The sequence below is a fragment of the Glutamicibacter ardleyensis genome, assembly GCF_014644555.1.
Taxonomy (GTDB): domain Bacteria; phylum Actinomycetota; class Actinomycetes; order Actinomycetales; family Micrococcaceae; genus Glutamicibacter; species Glutamicibacter bergerei.
Window position 1 is genome coordinate 220,465 of record NZ_BMKX01000003.1, and the last position, 17,491, is coordinate 237,955.

A 17,491-nucleotide genomic window follows, 5' to 3' on the forward strand; every position below is an offset into this window, starting at 1 on the left:
CACCGATGGCGTCAGTGCCCCTTGGCTGGGGCTCTGACGCCATCGGTACTTAACGCTTCAGGTGTTTAGCTCAGTTCATCACTCAAAGCCGCAGCACGAGCCGCAGCGGCCTTGGCGCCGGCTTCAATGATCGCCGGGATCCCCTGCTCGTCAAAGGTCAGAATCGCCTGTTCGGTGGTGCCCTTCGGGCTGGTCACCGCACGACGCATCTGAGCCGGGTTAGCTTCCGGATCCGCAAGCATCTTTCCGGCACCCGCCACGGTGGCACGAGCCAAGTCAGTAGCGAGCTTTTCGTCAAGTCCCATGGCGATACCTGCGTTGGCCATCGCTTCGGCAAGATAAAAGCCGTACGCCGGGCCGGAACCGGAAATAGCCGACAGTGCGTTTTGCTGCGACTCATCAATCACATGTACGTCGCCGGAACCGGAGAACAGCTCGGTGACTCGTTCAATTTGCTGGTCACTGACCGCTTCACCGGCGCTCAGACCGACCACGCCAGCACCGACCATCAATGGCGTGTTTGGCATGGATCGCACTACCGGCTGGCCGGCAGGAAGGTGTTCTTGCATGGTCCTCAAGGTGATGGCAGCAGCCACCGACACCACGACGGTTGATTCGTTTAATGCCGAAGAAATCTCATCACACAGTGCGGTAATGCCCACCGGCTTCACACCGAGGAACACAATGTCTGCAGCGGCCGTAGCTTTCTTATTGGCTTCCGGGTCTTCATTCCCGATCAGCACGTTGATGCCTAGCTCACGCAATTGCGCGGCGCGATTATCGCTGCGCAGGGTGGCAGTAATGTTTTTCGGGTCATGCCCAGCGCCCAGAATTCCGCGCAGAATCGCGCCGTTCATGGAGCCGGTACCTAAAAATGCAAGCTTGAGATGATTTGTCGCTTCGCTCATATAGTTATTTTGTCACCCGTTCAGAGTCTTGATTAATTGTCAGATGCTCGCGCGCAAATTCCAGTGTGCGTCCGAGCCATTCTTCCTTTTGTCCAGCATGTTTGGCCTTGCGTGTGGATACTTCCACCGCAACCACGCCTTCCCACTGTGAATCTCGCAAGAAGTTCAGTGATTCGGCCACCGGCTGGGTGCCTAATCCAGGCACCAAGTGTTCGTCCTTGCCATTGTCCAACCCATCACAAAGGTGCAGGTGAGTCAATCTGTCGCCTAGGTCTTCAAGCGCTTGGCGCGAGTCCATATTGGCGATCGCCGCATGGGAGAAGTCCCAGGTGACATGCTTATAGTCTTCCGGAACCGGGTTCCAGTGTGGCAGGTACATTTTGGAGGATTCGCGTCCCCGGCTACGCCATGGGTACATGTTCTCCACGGCGATCTTCATCCCCGTCGATGCGGTGATGCGACGCACGCCCTCGACGAAGCTCTCCGCGTAGGTCCCCTGCCAACGAAATGGCGGGTGCGCGACAACCACCTTCGCTCCGACGGCCTGTGCCAGGATTACCGAGCGCTCAATCTTCGCCCACGCCGAACCCCAGACCTGCTGGGTGAGCAGCAACGTTGGTGCGTGAATCGCCATAATTGGCAACTGGTACTTATCCATGAGGGCCATCAGTGCGGTGGCGGACTGGCTCGCTTGGTTACCGGTAATTAATACCTCTAGCCCGTCGTAACCCACGTCCTTAGCCATCGCGAAGGCATCATGCACGGTCAGCGGATAAACCGAGGCACTAGATAGTGTCACCGGTACCCGAGGCACCCGTTGTTGGTCTTGCATCTTCGACCCCTCCTCGCCGCGCCGTCGCTTGCCGGCGCATCTTTCAATGAAGTATTAAGCCGAAGGTTCACTCAGACTGACGGTCTTGAGTGAGCCTAACGCAACCTCTCCTACCCCCACGCTACTACTGAGCGGTGTCGAAGAGTCAAACATCACGTGATCAAATCGTCGCAGCATTAAACCTTCACGTAACGCCCAAGGACAGATACGGACACTTTTTAATTTAAGTGCGCTCATCGCTTCATGGGCCACAATAGCGCCAGCAAGCAGTTGCGGTGCACGAATTTCCGAGACCCCAGGAAGCTCGGCACGCTCTTCCCAGCTCATCGCGGTCAATCGGTTGGCCCAGAGTTTCAGCGAGTCACGGTGCAATACGCGTTTAACGTAAGGCCCCTCACCGCTGGGGGCGGCCCCGGTAATTCGCGACAGTGATCTGAAAGTTTTTGACGTGGCCGTAGCCAAGGTGGGCTTGCCGTATTGGCGTAGTTCGGTGGTGGGGTCCGTCAGCACATCACGAACGTAGGTGCGTAGCTCTTTGACTTCCTTGATCGAAGGTAGATCATTGGGCAACCATTCGCGGGTCAGCCGGCCCGCGCCCAGTGGCACCGAGTAGGCGACCTGTGGGAACTCGTCGGTGCCCACCGCGAGCTCCAGTGAACCGCCACCCATATCCAAGTTCAGGATCGATTCAGAAGACCAACCAAACCAACGGCGCACCGAATAGAAGGTCATTCCGGCTTCTTCCTCACCGGAAAGCTCCATCAGGCTCACCCCGGTTTCGGCAGTGACTCGTTCAAGAACCGCCGCGCCGTTGGATGACTCGCGAATAGCCGAGGTGCAGAAACCCATAAAGTCTTCGACTCGGTGGCTCTGCGCGAATTCGGCGGCCTCCTTGATGAAGGCGATCAGCTCCTGCTGGCCTTCTTCGGTGATTGCACCGTACTCGTTGAGGTAACGCACCAAGGACAACGGCCGCTTATGCGAGGCATAAGATACCGGCCGGGCACCCGGGTAGGCATCCACCAGTAATAGGTGGACCGTATTTGAGCCAATGTCCAATACGCCAAGCCTCATGATGCGCTCCTCAACTCAGCAGACAAGGTCTACTTTTCACTCTTTTTTGCGGTGGCTTTTTTGGCCGGAGCCTTTTTAGCCGGAGCTTTCTTGGCCGGAGCCTTTTTAGCAGCGGGCTTCTTCGCAGTAGCTGTCTTCGCGGTTCGTTTCACCGGACCGCGAGCACGCTTATCTGCCAACATTTCGATGGCTTGTTCGCGGGTGAGCTCCTCCAGCGAGGTGGCGCGAGGCACCGTGATATTGGTGATGCCATCGGTGATGTACGGACCGAAACGGCCGTCCTTGACCACAATGTTTTTCTCACTGGTCGGGTCAACACCAAATTCTGCCAGTGGTGGCACCGCGGCCCGAGCTCCACGCTGCTTAGGCTGTGCATAAATTGCCAGTGCTTCGTCCAAGGTGATGCTGAAGATCTGCTCTTCGCTCTCGATAGAACGCGAATCGCTACCCTTCTTCAGGTAAGGACCAAAGCGGCCGTTCTGCACGGTGATCTCTTCGCCCTCAGCATCAGCGCCCACCACGCGTGGCAGACTCATCAGCTTCAGCGCCTCATCCAAGGTGACAGTTTCCACGGTCATGGATTTGAACAGCGACGCGGTGCGTGGCTTAACCTTCACCGGCTTCTTAGGCGGCTTTGGCTTGCCGTTCTTGTAGTACTCCACCGGTTGCGCGGCGATTTCTTCTTCAGTCATGTCCGGGATGATCTCGGTGACGTAGGCACCGTAACGGCCATCCTTGGCCACAATCTTTCGCCCGGTGGCCTCTTCAATTCCCAGCTCACGCTCGGATACCTGGGCGGTGGCGAACAGTTCTTCGGCCTTCGCCGCGGTCAGCTCATCCGGTGCCAGTTCCTCAGGAACGTTGGCGCGCTGCGGATCGGTGCCTTCCTCGGCGCCTTCCGGAAGGGCGCGTTCGAGATACGGGCCGAACTTGCCCACACGCAAGGTGATGTCGTCGGTGATCTTGATCGAGTTGATAGCTCGGGCATCAATATCACCCAAGTTATCCACCACGTATTTCAGACCTTCAGGGCGAGTTTCGCCCTTGCCACCGAAGTAGAACATGTTCAGCCAGTCGGTACGTGCCCGGTTGCCGTGAGCAATTTCGTCCAGGTCATCTTCTAGGCGCGCGGTGAAGTCATAGTCCACGTACTTTGCGAAGTGCTCTTCGAGCAGTCGAATCACGGAGAACGCGATCCAGCTTGGCACCAGGGCGCCACCACGCTTAGTCACGTAGCCGCGATCCATGATGGTGGAGATCGTTGGCGCGTAGGTCGACGGGCGGCCAATTTCGCGCTTTTCAAGCTCAGCAACGATAGACGCTTCGGTGTACCGGGCCGGAGGGGTGGTTTCGTGGCCCAGCGCGATCAGTTCATCACCGGTCAGCCCCTGTCCCACGGTGAGCTGTGGCAGGCGTGCTTCGGCGTTCTCGGCCTTTTCTGCCGCATCGCTTTCACTGTCCTTGCCCTCTTCGTAGGCCGAAAGGAAACCACGGAAGGTGATCACGGTGCCCGAGGCGGAGAACTCGGCAACGCGGCTATCGCTGGCGGTACCGGAAAGTTTAATAGTTGCGGTGAAACCCTTGGCGTCAGCCATCTGGGAGGCGACGGTGCGCTTCCAGATCAGCTCATACAAGACGAATTCATCCTTGGAAAGCTGTGAACGCACATCCTTTGGACGGCGGAACATGTCACCGGCCGGACGGACTGCTTCGTGGGCTTCCTGCGCGGAATCAGATTTCCCCTTGTACACGCGCGGGCTGGACGGAATCGAGTCTGCCCCGTAAAGCTCGGTGGCCTGTGCACGGGCGGCACGCACGGCTTCATTGGAGAGGAAGACCGAGTCGGTACGCATGTAGGTGATGTAACCATTTTCGTACAAACGCTGAGCGATCTGCATGGTCAGCTTTGAGCTCCAGCGCAACTTGCGGCTGGCTTCCTGCTGCAAGGTGGAGGTAGTGAAAGGAGCAGCCGGGCGACGGGTGTACGGCTTGTCTTCGACCGAGGTGACGGCAAAGTCAGAGTTAGCCAGATTAGCAACCAAGGACTCGGCGGCTTCCTGGTTCAGTGGCGTCAGTGGGTTCTTCGTGGACTTCAGCTGACCGCGGTCATCATAGTCACGTCCCGAAGCCACACGCTTGCCATCCACTGAAGAAAGTTTCGCAGCAAAGGATTCCGAACCGGCGGTGGCGAAGTTTCCCTTGATGTCCCAGTACCCGGCAGAGATGAACGCCATGCGTTCACGTTCGCGCTCCACGACCAGGCGGGTGGCCACGGACTGCACACGGCCGGCGGACAAACCGCGGGCAATTTTGCGCCAGAGGACCGGGGAGATTTCGTAACCGTAGAGGCGGTCTAGGACACGACGGGTTTCCTGCGCGTCAACCAGGTCGGTGTCCAGCTCGCGCATTGAGCCCAAGGCACGCTCAATGCCTTCCTTGGTGATTTCGGTGAAGGCCAGACGGCGTACCGGAACTTTGGGCTTAAGCACCTGGAGCAGATGCCACGCGATGGCTTCACCTTCGCGGTCCGCATCTGTTGCGAGATAAAGTTCGTCGGCGTCTTTGAGCTTTGCCTTCAACTCGGCAACACGCTTCTTCTTATCCGGATACACCATGTAATACGGTTCGAAGTCGTTATCCAGGTCGACCGCGAATTTACCTACCGAGGTCTTTTTTAACTCGGTCGGTAACTCGGAGGGCTGCGGAAGGTCACGGATGTGGCCCACCGAAGCGTCCACGTCGAAGCCCTCGCCCAAATACTTGGCGATCGACTTTACCTTGGCAGGAGACTCCACGATGACGAGTTTCTTACCGGTCTTTTCCTTGGCCTTTGCGGGCACAGCTCTCCTTTTATACAACGCGGTTCCGAGAGTTCCCCTCTAGGTTGCTCTCGGGCGGCAATCGCAGCACCATTGATTGCGACCAGATGACAGTCACAATTCCCGATGATCTTACACCGAAGAACTGCCCAACTTTTCTCTAGCTCACCTCACTACCCAGGTGCTGGTACTCGGGTAGTAATGAGATTAAGTAGAACATACGCTTTGAGTCGATGTTGCGTTCTTCGGCCGTGGCCATTGCCTCATACTCATAAACGAGCTCCAATAAACGCCGATTAAACTCCTTCTGTTTAGCCTCAGGAAGGAAGACTAAACCACTAGTCAGCATGGGTGGACGGTCCGCCGCAGGCATGATTCCTGCCTTGGCTTCAGCCTCTCTGCGTTCAACTTCTGCGTTGAGCCGAGTGCGGAACGCGTTTAATTGCACGTTAAGATAGGCGGTCTTCGCATTCGTCGAGTCAATTTGAGTGTTTAGTTCCAAACGCTCACCGGCGGCGCGCCAGCGACGTTCGCGCGCGTCGCCCTCGCTGGCAGCGCGCGCTACATATCCGTATTTTTCTAAGGCTCGCAAGTGATAACTCATGGCGCTAGGCGTCAATGAGCACATCGATGCCAGCTCGGTGGCGGTACGCGTGGTTTGTGAGGCGAAGAGCTCGTCGAGTACGATCAGTCGAGCATCATGGGCCAGCGCGCGAATAGCCTGCGGGTCGGTGATCGAGACAACTTGTGGGGCTTGATATTCCGCATCGGCGCGTTGCGCACCATCATCTTCGACTGTGTTCCGTGTCATAACGAAAAAGTTTAGCCTTTGTTTCACATTTTACGAAGCATTCCATGCCGAAGAAGGCGGGCGATTGCTTCATATAGTCTTTCAGTGAAGGATTCATCACCTTCACCGATTAATGAATCAAGCGCCACAACTAGCTGCCTTACAGACAATTCTCCGTCGCAAGCAGACAGGAAACCGGCCTGCGCCGAGTCCAGAATCTCAGTTCGACGCACACCTGCACCCTGTCGCAGAAGAATCACTTCGGGGTGTTCGGCGCCAGGGCGCTGATGGCGTTCCTCGGTGACGTCATCGGCCACCAGCAGGTGCCATTGCTTCCAAGCTTCTCCCGCTTCACGCAGAGCATCGGCCATCTGGATATCCCGATCCAAGGAGGGAGCCAGTGGCTGCTCCATTTGGTGCGGGATCCGTTCGAAGCGTCGAAGCGTTACCTCACCGTGCGCGGGTCGGCGGAAATACACCATGCCAAAACCGATGGCACCCACCTGACGAGATTCAAAGTCGTCAAGGTAGGCATCATACGCCAGAGCGTAAGCAGCACTATCTTCACTCTGCGAGGCATCACGTAGCCAGGTTTCTGCGTAGACACTCGGGGTGGTCTGCTCCCGCTCAATCACCCAAACGTCCAAGTCATCTGCGAACCATTCGGAGACTCGGCGCTCCCATGGTTCATTCGACTCCGCATCTAGGCGAGGAATCTCCCAATTGGAAAGCATTTGCATATGCGCCCCTGGATTTAAGTGCACCGGAGCCTGAGCAATGAGGGTGCTCACCAAGGAGTCTCCAGCCATCCCGCCATCGCGATAAGTGAATCGGTCTTGTTCGCGTTCTGACTTTTTACGTGGAGTGATTACGAATGGTGGATTACTGGCAATCAAGTCAAAACACTGATCCGCCACAGGATCAAAGAGACTTCCTTGGAGCAGCGTGACGCGCTCGTCGAGGCGTTGTGGATCCAGCTTGAGGATGCGGTGGTTGAGCATCAGGTTAAAGCGAGTGAACGCCAATGCACGCGCCGAAAGATCCGTTGCCGTGACATGTTTGGCATGCGAGAGCAAATGAAATAGTTGCACTCCGCAGCCCGTGCCTAGATCCAGTGCCCGGTCCACCTCGTGGCGGATGGTTATCTGCGCGAGCGTACGCGAGGCGTGCCCGATTCCAAGAACGTGGTCGGTGCGCAAAACTCCAGGACGCTGATGGGATCCGAGATCGTGGGCCACCCACATCTCCCCATCGGCATCGGAGGCATGTACCGCCAATGCCACCTTGGCCCGGTACCCCGAAGCCCAAGACTCAACTAGCCCCAGCTTCAGCAACCCTTCAACACGCACCGTGGGAAATGCCTCAACCAGCGCAACAGCGGATTCGGTTTGCCCCAGTTGGAATAGCCGAATAGCACAACCCAAGGCGCTGTCCACCGGCTGCTTATCAAGAACGCGAAGTGCCGGGTGGATCTGATCACGCCCATAGGCGGCCACCGCATCGACACCAAGCAATTCGGTGATGGCATCAAAACCAAAATTTATCTCGGTTAAGTCTGTGTGGAGTTTGTCCACCAGCACAAGGTCATAACTATTTGGGGCATCTTCTATGGCAGAAAAATCAGCGGCATTCACACCTCTCAGTCTAACGAGTCCCCCAGCATTACAAGACTGCGCAACCCAACGCCTCCCGCCATAAGATATTCGGTATGCCACTTGTGACCATCACCTATTTGCAACAGCTCACACCATCCCAAATGCGCCCGAGTACCCGGCAGTTGCCGGAGAACGCCAGAATTGAGAAGGTGGAGCAGATTACGCCCGAATTCTCGCGATTCCTCTATCAGTGTGTAGGTAGCCAGCTGAACTGGGCCGACCGGCTGAGCATCAGCCGTACTGACTGGGACGCTAGCTTGCGTAAACCGGGTTCGGAAACCTATGTGCTCTACCAAGATGGCGCACCCAAAGGCTACGCAGAGCTGGTCACCGAGGTCCGCGCGGGCCGCAGTGAAGTTGAGATCTATTACTTCGGACTATTTCCTGAGGCCATCGGGCAAGGTCTGGGCGGAATTCTGTTGAGTGAAGCCAACCGCAGGGCGTGGGATATTCCTCGTCGAGAGAACATTCTCCCGCCGGTGAGCCGTGTGTGGCTGCACACCTGTTCGCTGGATGGCGAAGCAGCTATCCCCAACTATCAGGCACGTGGCTTTAGTGTTTATGAAACGCTCGAAGAAGAAACGCTAGTGGTCGACGCATCGCTAGATTTGTGGCCGAACAGCTAAGCGCAGTTTAAAAGCAGCGAGCGCAATGAATGATCCATTCATTGCGCTCGCTGCTTTGTGCTTACTATTTATGCTTCGATAGCTGACTCGGTGCAGTCAGGGCACCGACGAAGTTCCTCGTCCTTGGCGCAGTCTTCACAGAACAGGCGCAAGTTACGGCAGGTAGGGTTCGAGCAATTCTCGAATTTATTTGTGGCGCCTTGGCAGCCAACGCACTGACCAATGGTGACTGCATCCTCGGAAAACTCGGTGTGCATGCGTTTGTCGAAGACGTACAGGGACCCTTCCCACAGCCCCTTGTCACCGTACTGCTCGCCATAGCGGACGATTCCGCCCTGCATCTGATAAACCTCTTGGAACCCACGCTTGACCATCAATGCCGAAAGCACTTCACAGCGGATACCACCGGTGCAGTAGGTGACAATCGGCTGATCTTTCAGGTGATCGTATTTGCCTGAGTCCAGCTCATCCATGAATTCGCGCGTAGTTTCGACATCCGGAACGATGGCATCCTTGAACTTGCCAATTTGCGCTTCAAAGGCGTTACGCCCGTCAAAGAAATGAATCTTCTCGCCGGACTTTTCCTTGGTCTCCACTAGCTCGTGGAGCTGCTCGGGCCGCAGGTGTACACCGCCGCCAACTACGCCGTTTTCGTCTACTTCTAGTTCGCCCGGCGCGCCGAAGGTAACAATCTCGTCGCGGACCTTAACGGATATACGCGGGAAGTCTTCTGCAGAACCTTCGGACCACTTAATATCCATCTTGTTAAAAGCAGGCAACTCACGTGTAGCTTTCACGTACTTCTTGACAGCAGAAATCTCACCACCAACGGTACCGTTGATGCCGTCTTTGGAGATGATAATCCGTCCGCGCAAGCCCCAGCGTTCAAGCAACGAGCGTTGCCATAGGCGGATAGCTTCGGGGTCTGGAAGCGGCGTAAAAGCGTAATACAAAACAATGCGATGAATGGACACCATATAAGGGTAGTAGCTTTTTAGTTCAAAACGCCGAGCAAAAGATGAAAGTCACATTCTTCATTTCGATCGTTGCTCGGCTATCAGCATTGACTATAGTTTCAAGTAAGCAACGATTAGCTCAACGTCAGCTAATTCCTAGGTAAGACAGGGTAGGGTCAAAACATGGCATCAAACGCAAGCGATGAACTGATTGGTACCTGGGTCGATGGTTGGGCAGGCGTCCGTGGATACGAGATCCGCCATGAAGGGCGCGTCCATGCTGCCCTACGCCATGACACCACCGGGGACTGGGAATACGTTATTTATGAGCCTTCCAAGGAAGAGCTAGCAGCAGTCGCTGAGACGCTTAAGAAGCATCCAAAGCGCCGCCTTACCGCCTTTAACGACTCTGTTGATGACTTGCTGAATACCGCCAATGAAGTTGGTCTTCAGGTATCTGCAGATGATGAAGTGCTCATGGTGACCGAGCTGGCCGTACACGACGTCGAGGTACCGTTGCCTGCCGACGGCTTTGTGTTCCAGATTGAACGCGACGGAACCCATGCTTATGTATCTCTTCATCCAGAAGATAATCAGGAAGTCGTCGCCGCGTCGGGGCATGTCTCGGCAGTAGACGGTTTCGCGATCTTCGACCGCATCATCACCGGACCAGATTTCCGACGTCGGGGCCTTGGCACGCTGATTATGCGCGCGCTGGCTTCACTGGCTCAGGAACACGATGTTGAGGAAGGACTCCTCATCGCTTCCGTTGATGGCCAAGAGCTCTACGCATCTCTGGGCTGGACTTCGCTAGGCAAGGTTGTCCTGTTCAAAGCGTAAGCTTCACACGCTTTTACCTATCGCCGTCGAGAACATTTTCGACGGCGATAGGCTTTTAACAACTCTTCGCTGCTCCGAGAGGCCCTATAAGTGAAGTCAGTACATGCGTTGTTGGATCCGTTTAACCGCCAAAACGATCCCGAAGCGGTGATTCACCGCAGAACCGTTGCGGCAAAAGACGAAATCACCGCGCCCTGGCCGCTCTGGCTCCACGATTCGGTACGCGAAACCTTCGAAGGTCTTGGCATTGCGCACCCCTGGCTTCATCAGGTGCAAGCGGCAGAATCAATTCATGCTGGAAACCACACAATCATTTCTACTGGCACCGCGTCAGGCAAATCTCTGGCCTATCTGATGCCGGGCATCGATCTGTTATACCGCACCCGAGAAACCGGGGCGAATGACGCTGCAGCCCAGGGAACGATCTTGTATATCTGCCCCACCAAGGCGTTAGCGGCAGACCAATTAGCTTCAGTCCAAGCCTTAGCCGTGCCCGGGGTTCGCGCGTCCAGCTACGACGGCGATACCGACCAAGGCACCCGCGCTTGGGTCAGGCAACACGCAAATTTTGTGTTCACCAATCCGGACATGTTGCATCGCGGGATCCTGTCCAATCATCAGGCCTGGTCACGTTTCTTCAAACGACTGCGCTACGTGGTCATCGACGAAGCGCATTCCTATCGTGGCGTTTTCGGTGCGCATGTGGCGAACCTGATGCGCCGGCTACGACGCATCTGCACTCACTACGGAAACGACCCGATATTTATCGGAGCCTCCGCCACTAGCTCGGATCCGGAACAATCATTTTCGCGGCTTATTGGGGCGCCAGCTACCGCGGTCACCCACGATTTCTCGGCGTCAGGTGAGCTGGTCATCGGACTATGGGAGCCACCGTTAACCGATAGAACTGGGGAAAACGGGGCGCCAGTTCGCCGTACGGCCATTGCCGAAAGCGCTTCGATCCTCACAGATTTGATGGCTGAGCATGTGCGGAGCATCGTTTTCATCAAGTCCCGTCGTGGTGCTGAAACCATCGCAACGTTAACACGTAAGCACCTGGAGAAGTTTGCCCCGGAACTTAGCGTGCGGCTTGCAGCCTATCGCTCAGGGTATCTACCGGCCGAGCGGCGCGAAGTTGAAAAGCAACTACGCTCCGGTCAACTGCTTGGGGTGACTTCCACCTCTGCCTTAGAGCTCGGGATTGACATCGCTGGTTTGGATGCTGTGGTGGTCGCCGGTTGGCCTGGTACTCGCGCCTCGTTCTTCCAACAAATTGGCCGTGCCGGGCGCAGCGGACAAGATGCTCTTGCAATTTTTGTGGCCGCCGAAGATCCATTAGATACCTATCTGGTTCATCATCCCGAGGCGATCTTTGAGCTCGGAGTCGAAGCGACGGTATTTGATCCGCAGAATAAGTACGTACTCAGCGGACACCTCTGTGCCGCAGCGCAAGAACATCCGTTGCGTCCCGAAGAGCTAGAACTTTTTGGCCCACAGACCGAAGAATTATTGGACTCGCTGGTGCAGCGTGGATACCTTCGTCGGCGTCCGGCTGGATGGTTTTGGACTCATCCGCAACATGCTGCTTCGATGTTTTCGATACGCGCCGATGGCGGGGGCCCGGTCGATATTATCGATGCTGATACCGGTGCCCTGCTGGGAACGATGGATTCACCTCAAACGCATTATCAGGCTCACCCGGGAGCCATCTATGTTCATCAAGGTGCAAGCTACCATGTCGAAGAACTCGACGAACAAAATCATGTGGTCGTAGTCAGCCGCGTGAACCCTGACTATTACACCACCGCTCGTGACCTGACCACGGTAGCTGTGCATTCTGAGGAACGCACCAGTAAACATCAAGAACTAAACGTATTCTTCGGAGAAGTCACCGTCACCACGCAAGTGGTCTCCTTTCAACGTAAATCGGTCGCCTCCAATGAAGTGCTCTCCGAAGAACCGTTGGAATTAGAAGCCCGCGAGCTACACACGAAGTCAGTATGGTTCACGCTCACCGAGCAACGCCTGCTCCAGGCAGGGCTTACGGTGGATCAGTTCCCCGGAGCCCTGCATGCAGCCGAACATGCAATGATCGGTTTGCTTCCATTGGTAGCTACCTCCGATAGGTGGGATATCGGTGGGGTGTCCACCGCACTGCACATGGACACCGGTCATCCCACGATCTTCGTCTATGACGCGCAACCGGGAGGCGCTGGATTCGCTGAACGCGGTTTCGAACGATTCCTCGATTGGGTCCGCGCGACTCGTGACGCCATTACCTCTTGTGAATGCGCACATGGTTGCCCCAGTTGTGTCCAGTCGCCAAAGTGTGGAAATCGAAATAATCCTTTGGACAAGCACGGGGCGGTACTCTTGCTCAATATTGTGCTGCGGGATATTGAACCGGCTCATCACCGCTGATCTAATGGTGGTGCTCCGGCGCGGGCGCGCGCCGTGGCATCAAACAACTGCACATCCAGGGCAGTGAAGTTCACTGGAACGCTCACGGTGACGCGCACCGAAGTCCCGTCGGCTTCCACCGCGCAGGACTGGAGCAGGGCGTCATTTTCTGCAGAAACACTCCCGGCGATACCGCAGGGGTCTCCCGCGCGCAGTCCCCTGGCGGTATCCGCGGCAGCTAAGGCAGCCAAATCAGCTGCAGATGCTGCGCGCATCGAGGCGTGAGTGGCCGCAGTCCAAAGCAGTACTGCACACGTCAGGATGATCGCCACGGCGACCAGAGCGGTAACCGTCACGGTTCCGTTGCCGCTCTCGTCTTTCAGAAAATGTAGCCCGCTCATTCCAACACCACGCTTGCCTCGCCTCGTACCTTTACCTCTCCAAGCAACGGGATACTTACTGACTTGGTGACGTGAACATTCGAGTATCCGCCGGCGGTGGACACCGAATACGTTGCGTCGTGACCGGCCAATCTGACACCGCTGGAGCGCACCACCGAATTTTCCTCACCGCGTGCCAACTCTCTAGCCATGGCGGCAGCGGCCTGTTGCACTTGGATTTGCTTCATACCCAGCACCCCGAGACACAATAACAACGATAAAAATACGGCGACGGCCGGCAGTAGTACCGCAAATTCTGCGGTACTACTGCCTCGCTCATCATTGAGGTTCATGGCCTAGAGAGACAACGCTTTGCTAATCAGCCCCATGAGCATGCCACGCACATCCCCACTAGATAAGATGCTGATCAGCAATCCTGCGAATGCCACGGCGGCCAGAGTAACCATGGCGAACTCTGCGGTAGTTGAACCTTCTTCGTCGGCGAGACGCTCGGAAATTAAAGATTCCAGTCGTTTCATGATGTGTCCTTTCATTGGTTCCCAAATGCGAATTATTTGGGGGTAGTGATTTCAGCTTGAGTGAGATTTACGGGTGGCGTCCTAGGTTGCTTCCAAGCTGGGGATTACTTCGCTACAACCCCGGCAGCAGGGCAATAATCAGCGGCACGACGCCTAAGGCAATGAATGCTGGCAGAGCGCACGCGCCCAATGGCAGGACAAGTCTGGTGCCAAATTGTGCTCCAAGACGGGCGACTCTTTGGCTTCGTTCGCGGCGCTTTAGGGACGCCGCATTGCGCAATAGGCTTGCCGCGGGTGCCCCTGTCACGTGAGCGAAACGCAAAGCCTTTTCAAGGGGATGCAGCCACGGCGGGACCGAATGCCAGGCTTTGTCCCACTCCATGTTCATTTCCAAACAACGCGCCACCGTGCACAGCTGCTCGCTGTGTGGCACGCTTCGGCCAAGCGTGTCCAGAATTTCCTTGATTGGCATGCCAGAATCCAGCAAGCTCGCGCTGACATCCAGAATCAATTCGGAAGGGTGATTGTGAGCTTCCGTGGTCTTGTTGCGCTCCCTCTTCAGGTTTTTTGCCGGTGCCTTGCTCGCTGAGGGGATGAATAGGAGCAGTACCGCAACGAGAACACAACAGCATGCGAAAAGAATCATTGCAGTGCTGCTTTCGTTGTCGTGCGCAACAGGTATCGACACCACAGCCGGTTCAGTAACCATAGGGTCAGGCCGGCTGCCACGCTCAGTTGGGCCGCCCACGATGTGCTCAGCGCCCCGAGTACGTCAATCCCCAAAAGCATTCCTGCACCAAATCCCACAAGTGGTAGCCACGTCAGTAATTTGGTGGTTGCTTTGGGCCCGGCCATCGCAGCATCAAAAGCTTGAGACGCAACCAAATCAGCTTCCAAATCATCTGCCAAGCGTTCGAGTACCTCGGCAAGGCTGGCGCCACTACGTTCGGATACTTGTAAACACCAATGCAGACGACGCACGCTCGATTGCTCGGTGCCAGAAAGGTTATTGGAGGAGGATTTGTGGGCCCCAAGTCGGTGCATCGCTCGTAATTGATGAAGCGCTTGATGCACTGGGCATTGGCTTTGTTCCGCGGTTAGTAGGGCGTCAACGGCTGGATAAAAAGTCAGTCCGCTGCGCACCAACGCTGCAAGTTCGCGGATAGTTCGGGCATCTTCAGCCAACAAATTTTTTGGCTCGCCACGTCGTCGTAAAAGCCCTCGACTGTCGAAGTTTCGCCGGATAGTCCCGGACTTGATCTGCTCGGTACTTCGCGGAAACCAAAGCCAGAAAGCGAGCACACCTAACAAAAAGATCACCACGAGAATCACCTTGCGCCGTCTGCTAAGGCTTCGACAATCGCTTTCAACGTGTTCGCCCCAACTTTCTGTTCAAGCAATGGCATAAAAGAACTATCAATGGCATCAGTTCGTTGGGTGTCAATGACCGTGTCCACACGCATATGTCCGTCCCGATCCGTGCCCAAAATCCCTAGAGCCACGGGGCCACGCCGCCCCTGAGGACCACGTGACATATGGATCACAAGATCAAGTGCGCTGCTCGCCTGAAGTGCTGTGGCTTGCAGGTTCCAGCCAGCTAGTGCACCGAGGGCCGCCAAGCGGGCGGGAACAGCTTCGGGATTATTTGCGTGTAATGTTCCTGCCGCGCCTTGATGTCCGGTGTTCATCGCTGCCAAGAAGTCTCTGATTTCAGCTCCGCGACACTCTCCGACAATTAAGCGGTCAGGTCGCATACGTAGGGCTTGGATCACGAGGTCGCGTAGCTCGATGGTGCCGGCGGCTTCGACATTCGCTGCGCGGGTTTGCATGCTTACAACGTGGTGGTGATCGACTTGGAGTTCTTGGGAGTCTTCCACCACGATGATGCGTTGACCCTGATGGGCTAAGGAAAGCATCGCTTGGAGCAAAGTGGTCTTGCCACTGCCGGTGCCGCCAGTGATCAGAAAGTTTAGTTCTCGCCTCATGATTTCTTCGAGCAGAGGACGCCACCAACTAGCAGTATTTTCCAGCACCCCGCTCAGATCTAAGGCCTGAGTTTTCTTCACACGTATCGAAATTAAGGGTCCTTGGGTCGCAATCGGAGGCAGAACTGCATGGACTCGATAGTGTTTTAAACTCATATCCATAAACGGGCTTGCATCATCTAGTCGGCGCCCGGATAACGTCGCAAGGTGTACGGCTAGCCTGCGCACCTGTTCTGCTGATCCAAAGACATAGTCGGTCAGTTCTAGACCACGTGGTGAGTCGGTCCATACCCGGCCCTGCCCATCAACCAGAACATCGGTGACCTCTGGCAATTGTGCGAATGGCTCAAGAACGGACAGCCCGGTAACTTCGTCTTGAAGGGCCTTCAACGATTCGGCAGCTCCAGAAGATCCCAAGGCAGCGCCAGAGTCCTGTACGGCACCGGCGAGCGCCACAGCATCTAGCTGTCCCCCGCTGGCCATCGCACGTTGCCGTACGGATTCGAGAATCCGAGCATCAACTTCACGCCGGTTTGGACGACCCGTGCCTTGTGCACTATGTTTGCCCGGGCTCATGTTTCAGTCGCCTCTTTCTGCGGTAAAAGTCGCAGATCCGCGATATTCTGGCGAACTTTTCGAGATCGCAAGATATCAAAGAGCGCCCCACGCTGAAGAACGCGAGTAATCTTTGGCAGGCTACAAAAGTGGCCTAGATATGCACTACTTGCCGGAATTGAGTTCCGTAGATTTCTCGGACCGCACACAATGTGGGAGGTAATCGGGGGTTTACTACTGTCATCGCAGGTAAGGACTTCATGATCAATGAACTGTTCAATCACCGCATGTTGTGGATGTAAGGCGCGTCCGGTGTCGACGACGAGTAAGTCAAAGCCTTGCCTGGCAGCGGCCAATAAGCGAACCACCAATTGTTCATCCACTCCGGCGCAGCTGGCGTTTGGGGACCATGTCAGCACGGCGGTGTCCTGCAAATATGGAAGTGTGTCCACTAGTTGATGCGGTGCAAGTGCACCACCGGAACTACGTAGCTCCTCCCACCCGATTCCTGTAGGCGGGTCCAACGTCAGTCGAGGCCATAACCCGGTGGAATGTGGATCTAAATCAATGAGTAAGCTCTTTTGCCCACTCAACGTGCCAGCATGGGCGATGAGTGCAGCTAAGGTGCTGGTGCCTACCCCTCCAGCAAGGGATGCCAAGGACAGACAGTGAGCTTGTCCCGATCGCATCCCCCACAGTCCTAGATATTCTCCCAACCAATGGTGTGCGCTGGGTAAAATGGCAACCCGAGCGCGCGGAATCCTGCTTGCCACCGACCAGAGCTGTTGGTCATCTTCTTCGAAGCCAAGAATGACGTCACATAGTCCAGGAAAATCCAACGCGTCATCAGCCATATCAGCACCCCAAAGCACTGGGCCATGACCTGCAGCGGGCAGATCTTTCAGCTCGGCACACTGGTGGATACGCACCGCGGCGCCCAACGCGATCAAGGCACAGCTTTCAATCAGCCGCACATCGTTACTGACCAAAGTGCACACCAGTTCTTCTGCCTGCTCACGCTCTGGTTTCACCAGGACAAGTTTTTGGTCCTGAAGCGTTTGTTCGGTAGCCACGAAGCGTGAATCACTTGGAACCTGCGGTATGCCAATACCAGGGAAAGATAACCAATTCA

17 protein-coding genes are annotated in these 17,491 nt (G+C 55.9%); 3 read left to right on the forward strand and 14 right to left on the reverse strand.

The genetic code is table 11. The annotated features are described in order from the left end of the window. Positions 1 to 65: 65 nt before the first annotated feature. The 6 genes from proC to IEX04_RS09035 all read right to left on the reverse strand — a co-directional run bounded on the left by proC (position 66) and on the right by IEX04_RS09035 (position 8,057). Entirely contained in the window at positions 66 to 908 is an 843-nt protein-coding gene (gene proC / locus IEX04_RS09010) for a pyrroline-5-carboxylate reductase (protein WP_188685191.1), read from the reverse strand. A gap of 4 nt (positions 909 to 912) precedes the next feature. Further along, entirely contained in the window at positions 913 to 1,740 is an 828-nt protein-coding gene (locus tag IEX04_RS09015; protein WP_096257020.1) for a sugar phosphate isomerase/epimerase family protein, read from the reverse strand. Positions 1,741 to 1,794: 54 nt separating this feature from the next. Then, positions 1,795 to 2,814 (reverse strand): Ppx/GppA family phosphatase, encoded by a 1,020-nt coding sequence (locus tag IEX04_RS09020; RefSeq protein ID WP_096257021.1) that lies wholly within the window; start codon positions 2,812 to 2,814, stop codon positions 1,795 to 1,797. Positions 2,815 to 2,843: 29 nt separating this feature from the next. Next, positions 2,844 to 5,654 (reverse strand): type I DNA topoisomerase, encoded by a 2,811-nt coding sequence (gene topA, locus IEX04_RS09025; RefSeq protein ID WP_188685192.1) that lies wholly within the window; start codon positions 5,652 to 5,654, stop codon positions 2,844 to 2,846. A 139-nt stretch (positions 5,655 to 5,793) separates the two neighbouring features. Beyond that, the gene (locus tag IEX04_RS09030; RefSeq protein WP_188685193.1) at positions 5,794 to 6,444 is read right to left on the reverse strand and encodes an ArsR/SmtB family transcription factor; all 651 of its coding nucleotides are present in this window, start codon (positions 6,442 to 6,444) and stop codon (positions 5,794 to 5,796) included. Between the two features lie 23 nt (positions 6,445 to 6,467). Beyond that, complete coding sequence (locus IEX04_RS09035; protein WP_188685195.1) at positions 6,468 to 8,057, reverse strand: DUF7059 domain-containing protein; 1,590 nt, start codon at positions 8,055 to 8,057, stop codon at positions 6,468 to 6,470. Positions 8,058 to 8,131: 74 nt separating this feature from the next. On the opposite strand from IEX04_RS09035, the gene IEX04_RS09040 reads away from it, so the two are divergent. Next, positions 8,132 to 8,704: a GNAT family N-acetyltransferase gene (locus IEX04_RS09040; RefSeq protein ID WP_096257025.1), complete on the forward strand. Its 573-nt coding sequence runs from the start codon at positions 8,132 to 8,134 to the stop codon at positions 8,702 to 8,704. Positions 8,705 to 8,772: 68 nt separating this feature from the next. Here the strand turns inward: IEX04_RS09040 and trhO are convergent, their stop codons facing one another. Beyond that, positions 8,773 to 9,678, reverse strand: a complete 906-nt coding sequence (trhO, locus tag IEX04_RS09045) for an oxygen-dependent tRNA uridine(34) hydroxylase TrhO (RefSeq protein WP_096257092.1) — start codon at positions 9,676 to 9,678, stop codon at positions 8,773 to 8,775. 165 nt (positions 9,679 to 9,843) lie between these two features. On the opposite strand from trhO, the gene IEX04_RS09050 reads away from it, so the two are divergent. After that, positions 9,844 to 10,500: a GNAT family N-acetyltransferase gene (locus IEX04_RS09050; RefSeq protein ID WP_096257026.1), complete on the forward strand. Its 657-nt coding sequence runs from the start codon at positions 9,844 to 9,846 to the stop codon at positions 10,498 to 10,500. A gap of 90 nt (positions 10,501 to 10,590) precedes the next feature. After that, a complete protein-coding gene (gene sftH, locus IEX04_RS09055; protein WP_188685197.1) occupies positions 10,591 to 12,921 on the forward strand; it encodes a DNA 3'-5' helicase SftH in 2,331 nt (776 codons plus the stop codon). On the opposite strand, the gene IEX04_RS09060 is transcribed toward sftH, so the two are convergent. The 7 genes from IEX04_RS09060 to IEX04_RS09090 form a co-directional block, all read right to left on the reverse strand. Next, complete coding sequence (locus IEX04_RS09060; protein ID WP_188685199.1) at positions 12,912 to 13,301, reverse strand: Rv3654c family TadE-like protein; 390 nt, start codon at positions 13,299 to 13,301, stop codon at positions 12,912 to 12,914. The genes sftH and IEX04_RS09060 overlap by 10 nt on opposite strands. After that, complete coding sequence (locus tag IEX04_RS09065; protein WP_188685201.1) at positions 13,298 to 13,633, reverse strand: TadE family type IV pilus minor pilin; 336 nt, start codon at positions 13,631 to 13,633, stop codon at positions 13,298 to 13,300. Before IEX04_RS09065 ends, IEX04_RS09060 begins: the two co-directional genes overlap by 4 nt. Positions 13,634 to 13,636: 3 nt before the next feature. Beyond that, positions 13,637 to 13,819 carry a DUF4244 domain-containing protein gene (locus tag IEX04_RS09070; RefSeq protein WP_096257030.1) on the reverse strand — a complete coding sequence of 61 codons (183 nt, stop codon included), beginning with the start codon at positions 13,817 to 13,819 and terminating at the stop codon, positions 13,637 to 13,639. 112 nt (positions 13,820 to 13,931) lie between these two features. After that, complete coding sequence (locus IEX04_RS09075; protein WP_188685203.1) at positions 13,932 to 14,465, reverse strand: type II secretion system F family protein; 534 nt, start codon at positions 14,463 to 14,465, stop codon at positions 13,932 to 13,934. Then, positions 14,462 to 15,142, reverse strand: coding sequence for a type II secretion system F family protein (locus tag IEX04_RS09080; RefSeq protein WP_170947906.1), 681 nt, complete (start codon positions 15,140 to 15,142; stop codon positions 14,462 to 14,464). Before IEX04_RS09080 ends, IEX04_RS09075 begins: the two co-directional genes overlap by 4 nt. A gap of 5 nt (positions 15,143 to 15,147) precedes the next feature. Continuing rightward, positions 15,148 to 16,380, reverse strand: a complete 1,233-nt coding sequence (locus tag IEX04_RS09085; protein WP_188685205.1) for a TadA family conjugal transfer-associated ATPase — start codon at positions 16,378 to 16,380, stop codon at positions 15,148 to 15,150. Further along, on the reverse strand, positions 16,377 to 17,432 hold the full coding sequence (locus IEX04_RS09090) for a CpaE-like family protein (RefSeq protein WP_188685207.1): 1,056 nt from the start codon (positions 17,430 to 17,432) through the stop codon (positions 16,377 to 16,379). Before IEX04_RS09090 ends, IEX04_RS09085 begins: the two co-directional genes overlap by 4 nt. Positions 17,433 to 17,491 lie beyond the last annotated feature (59 nt).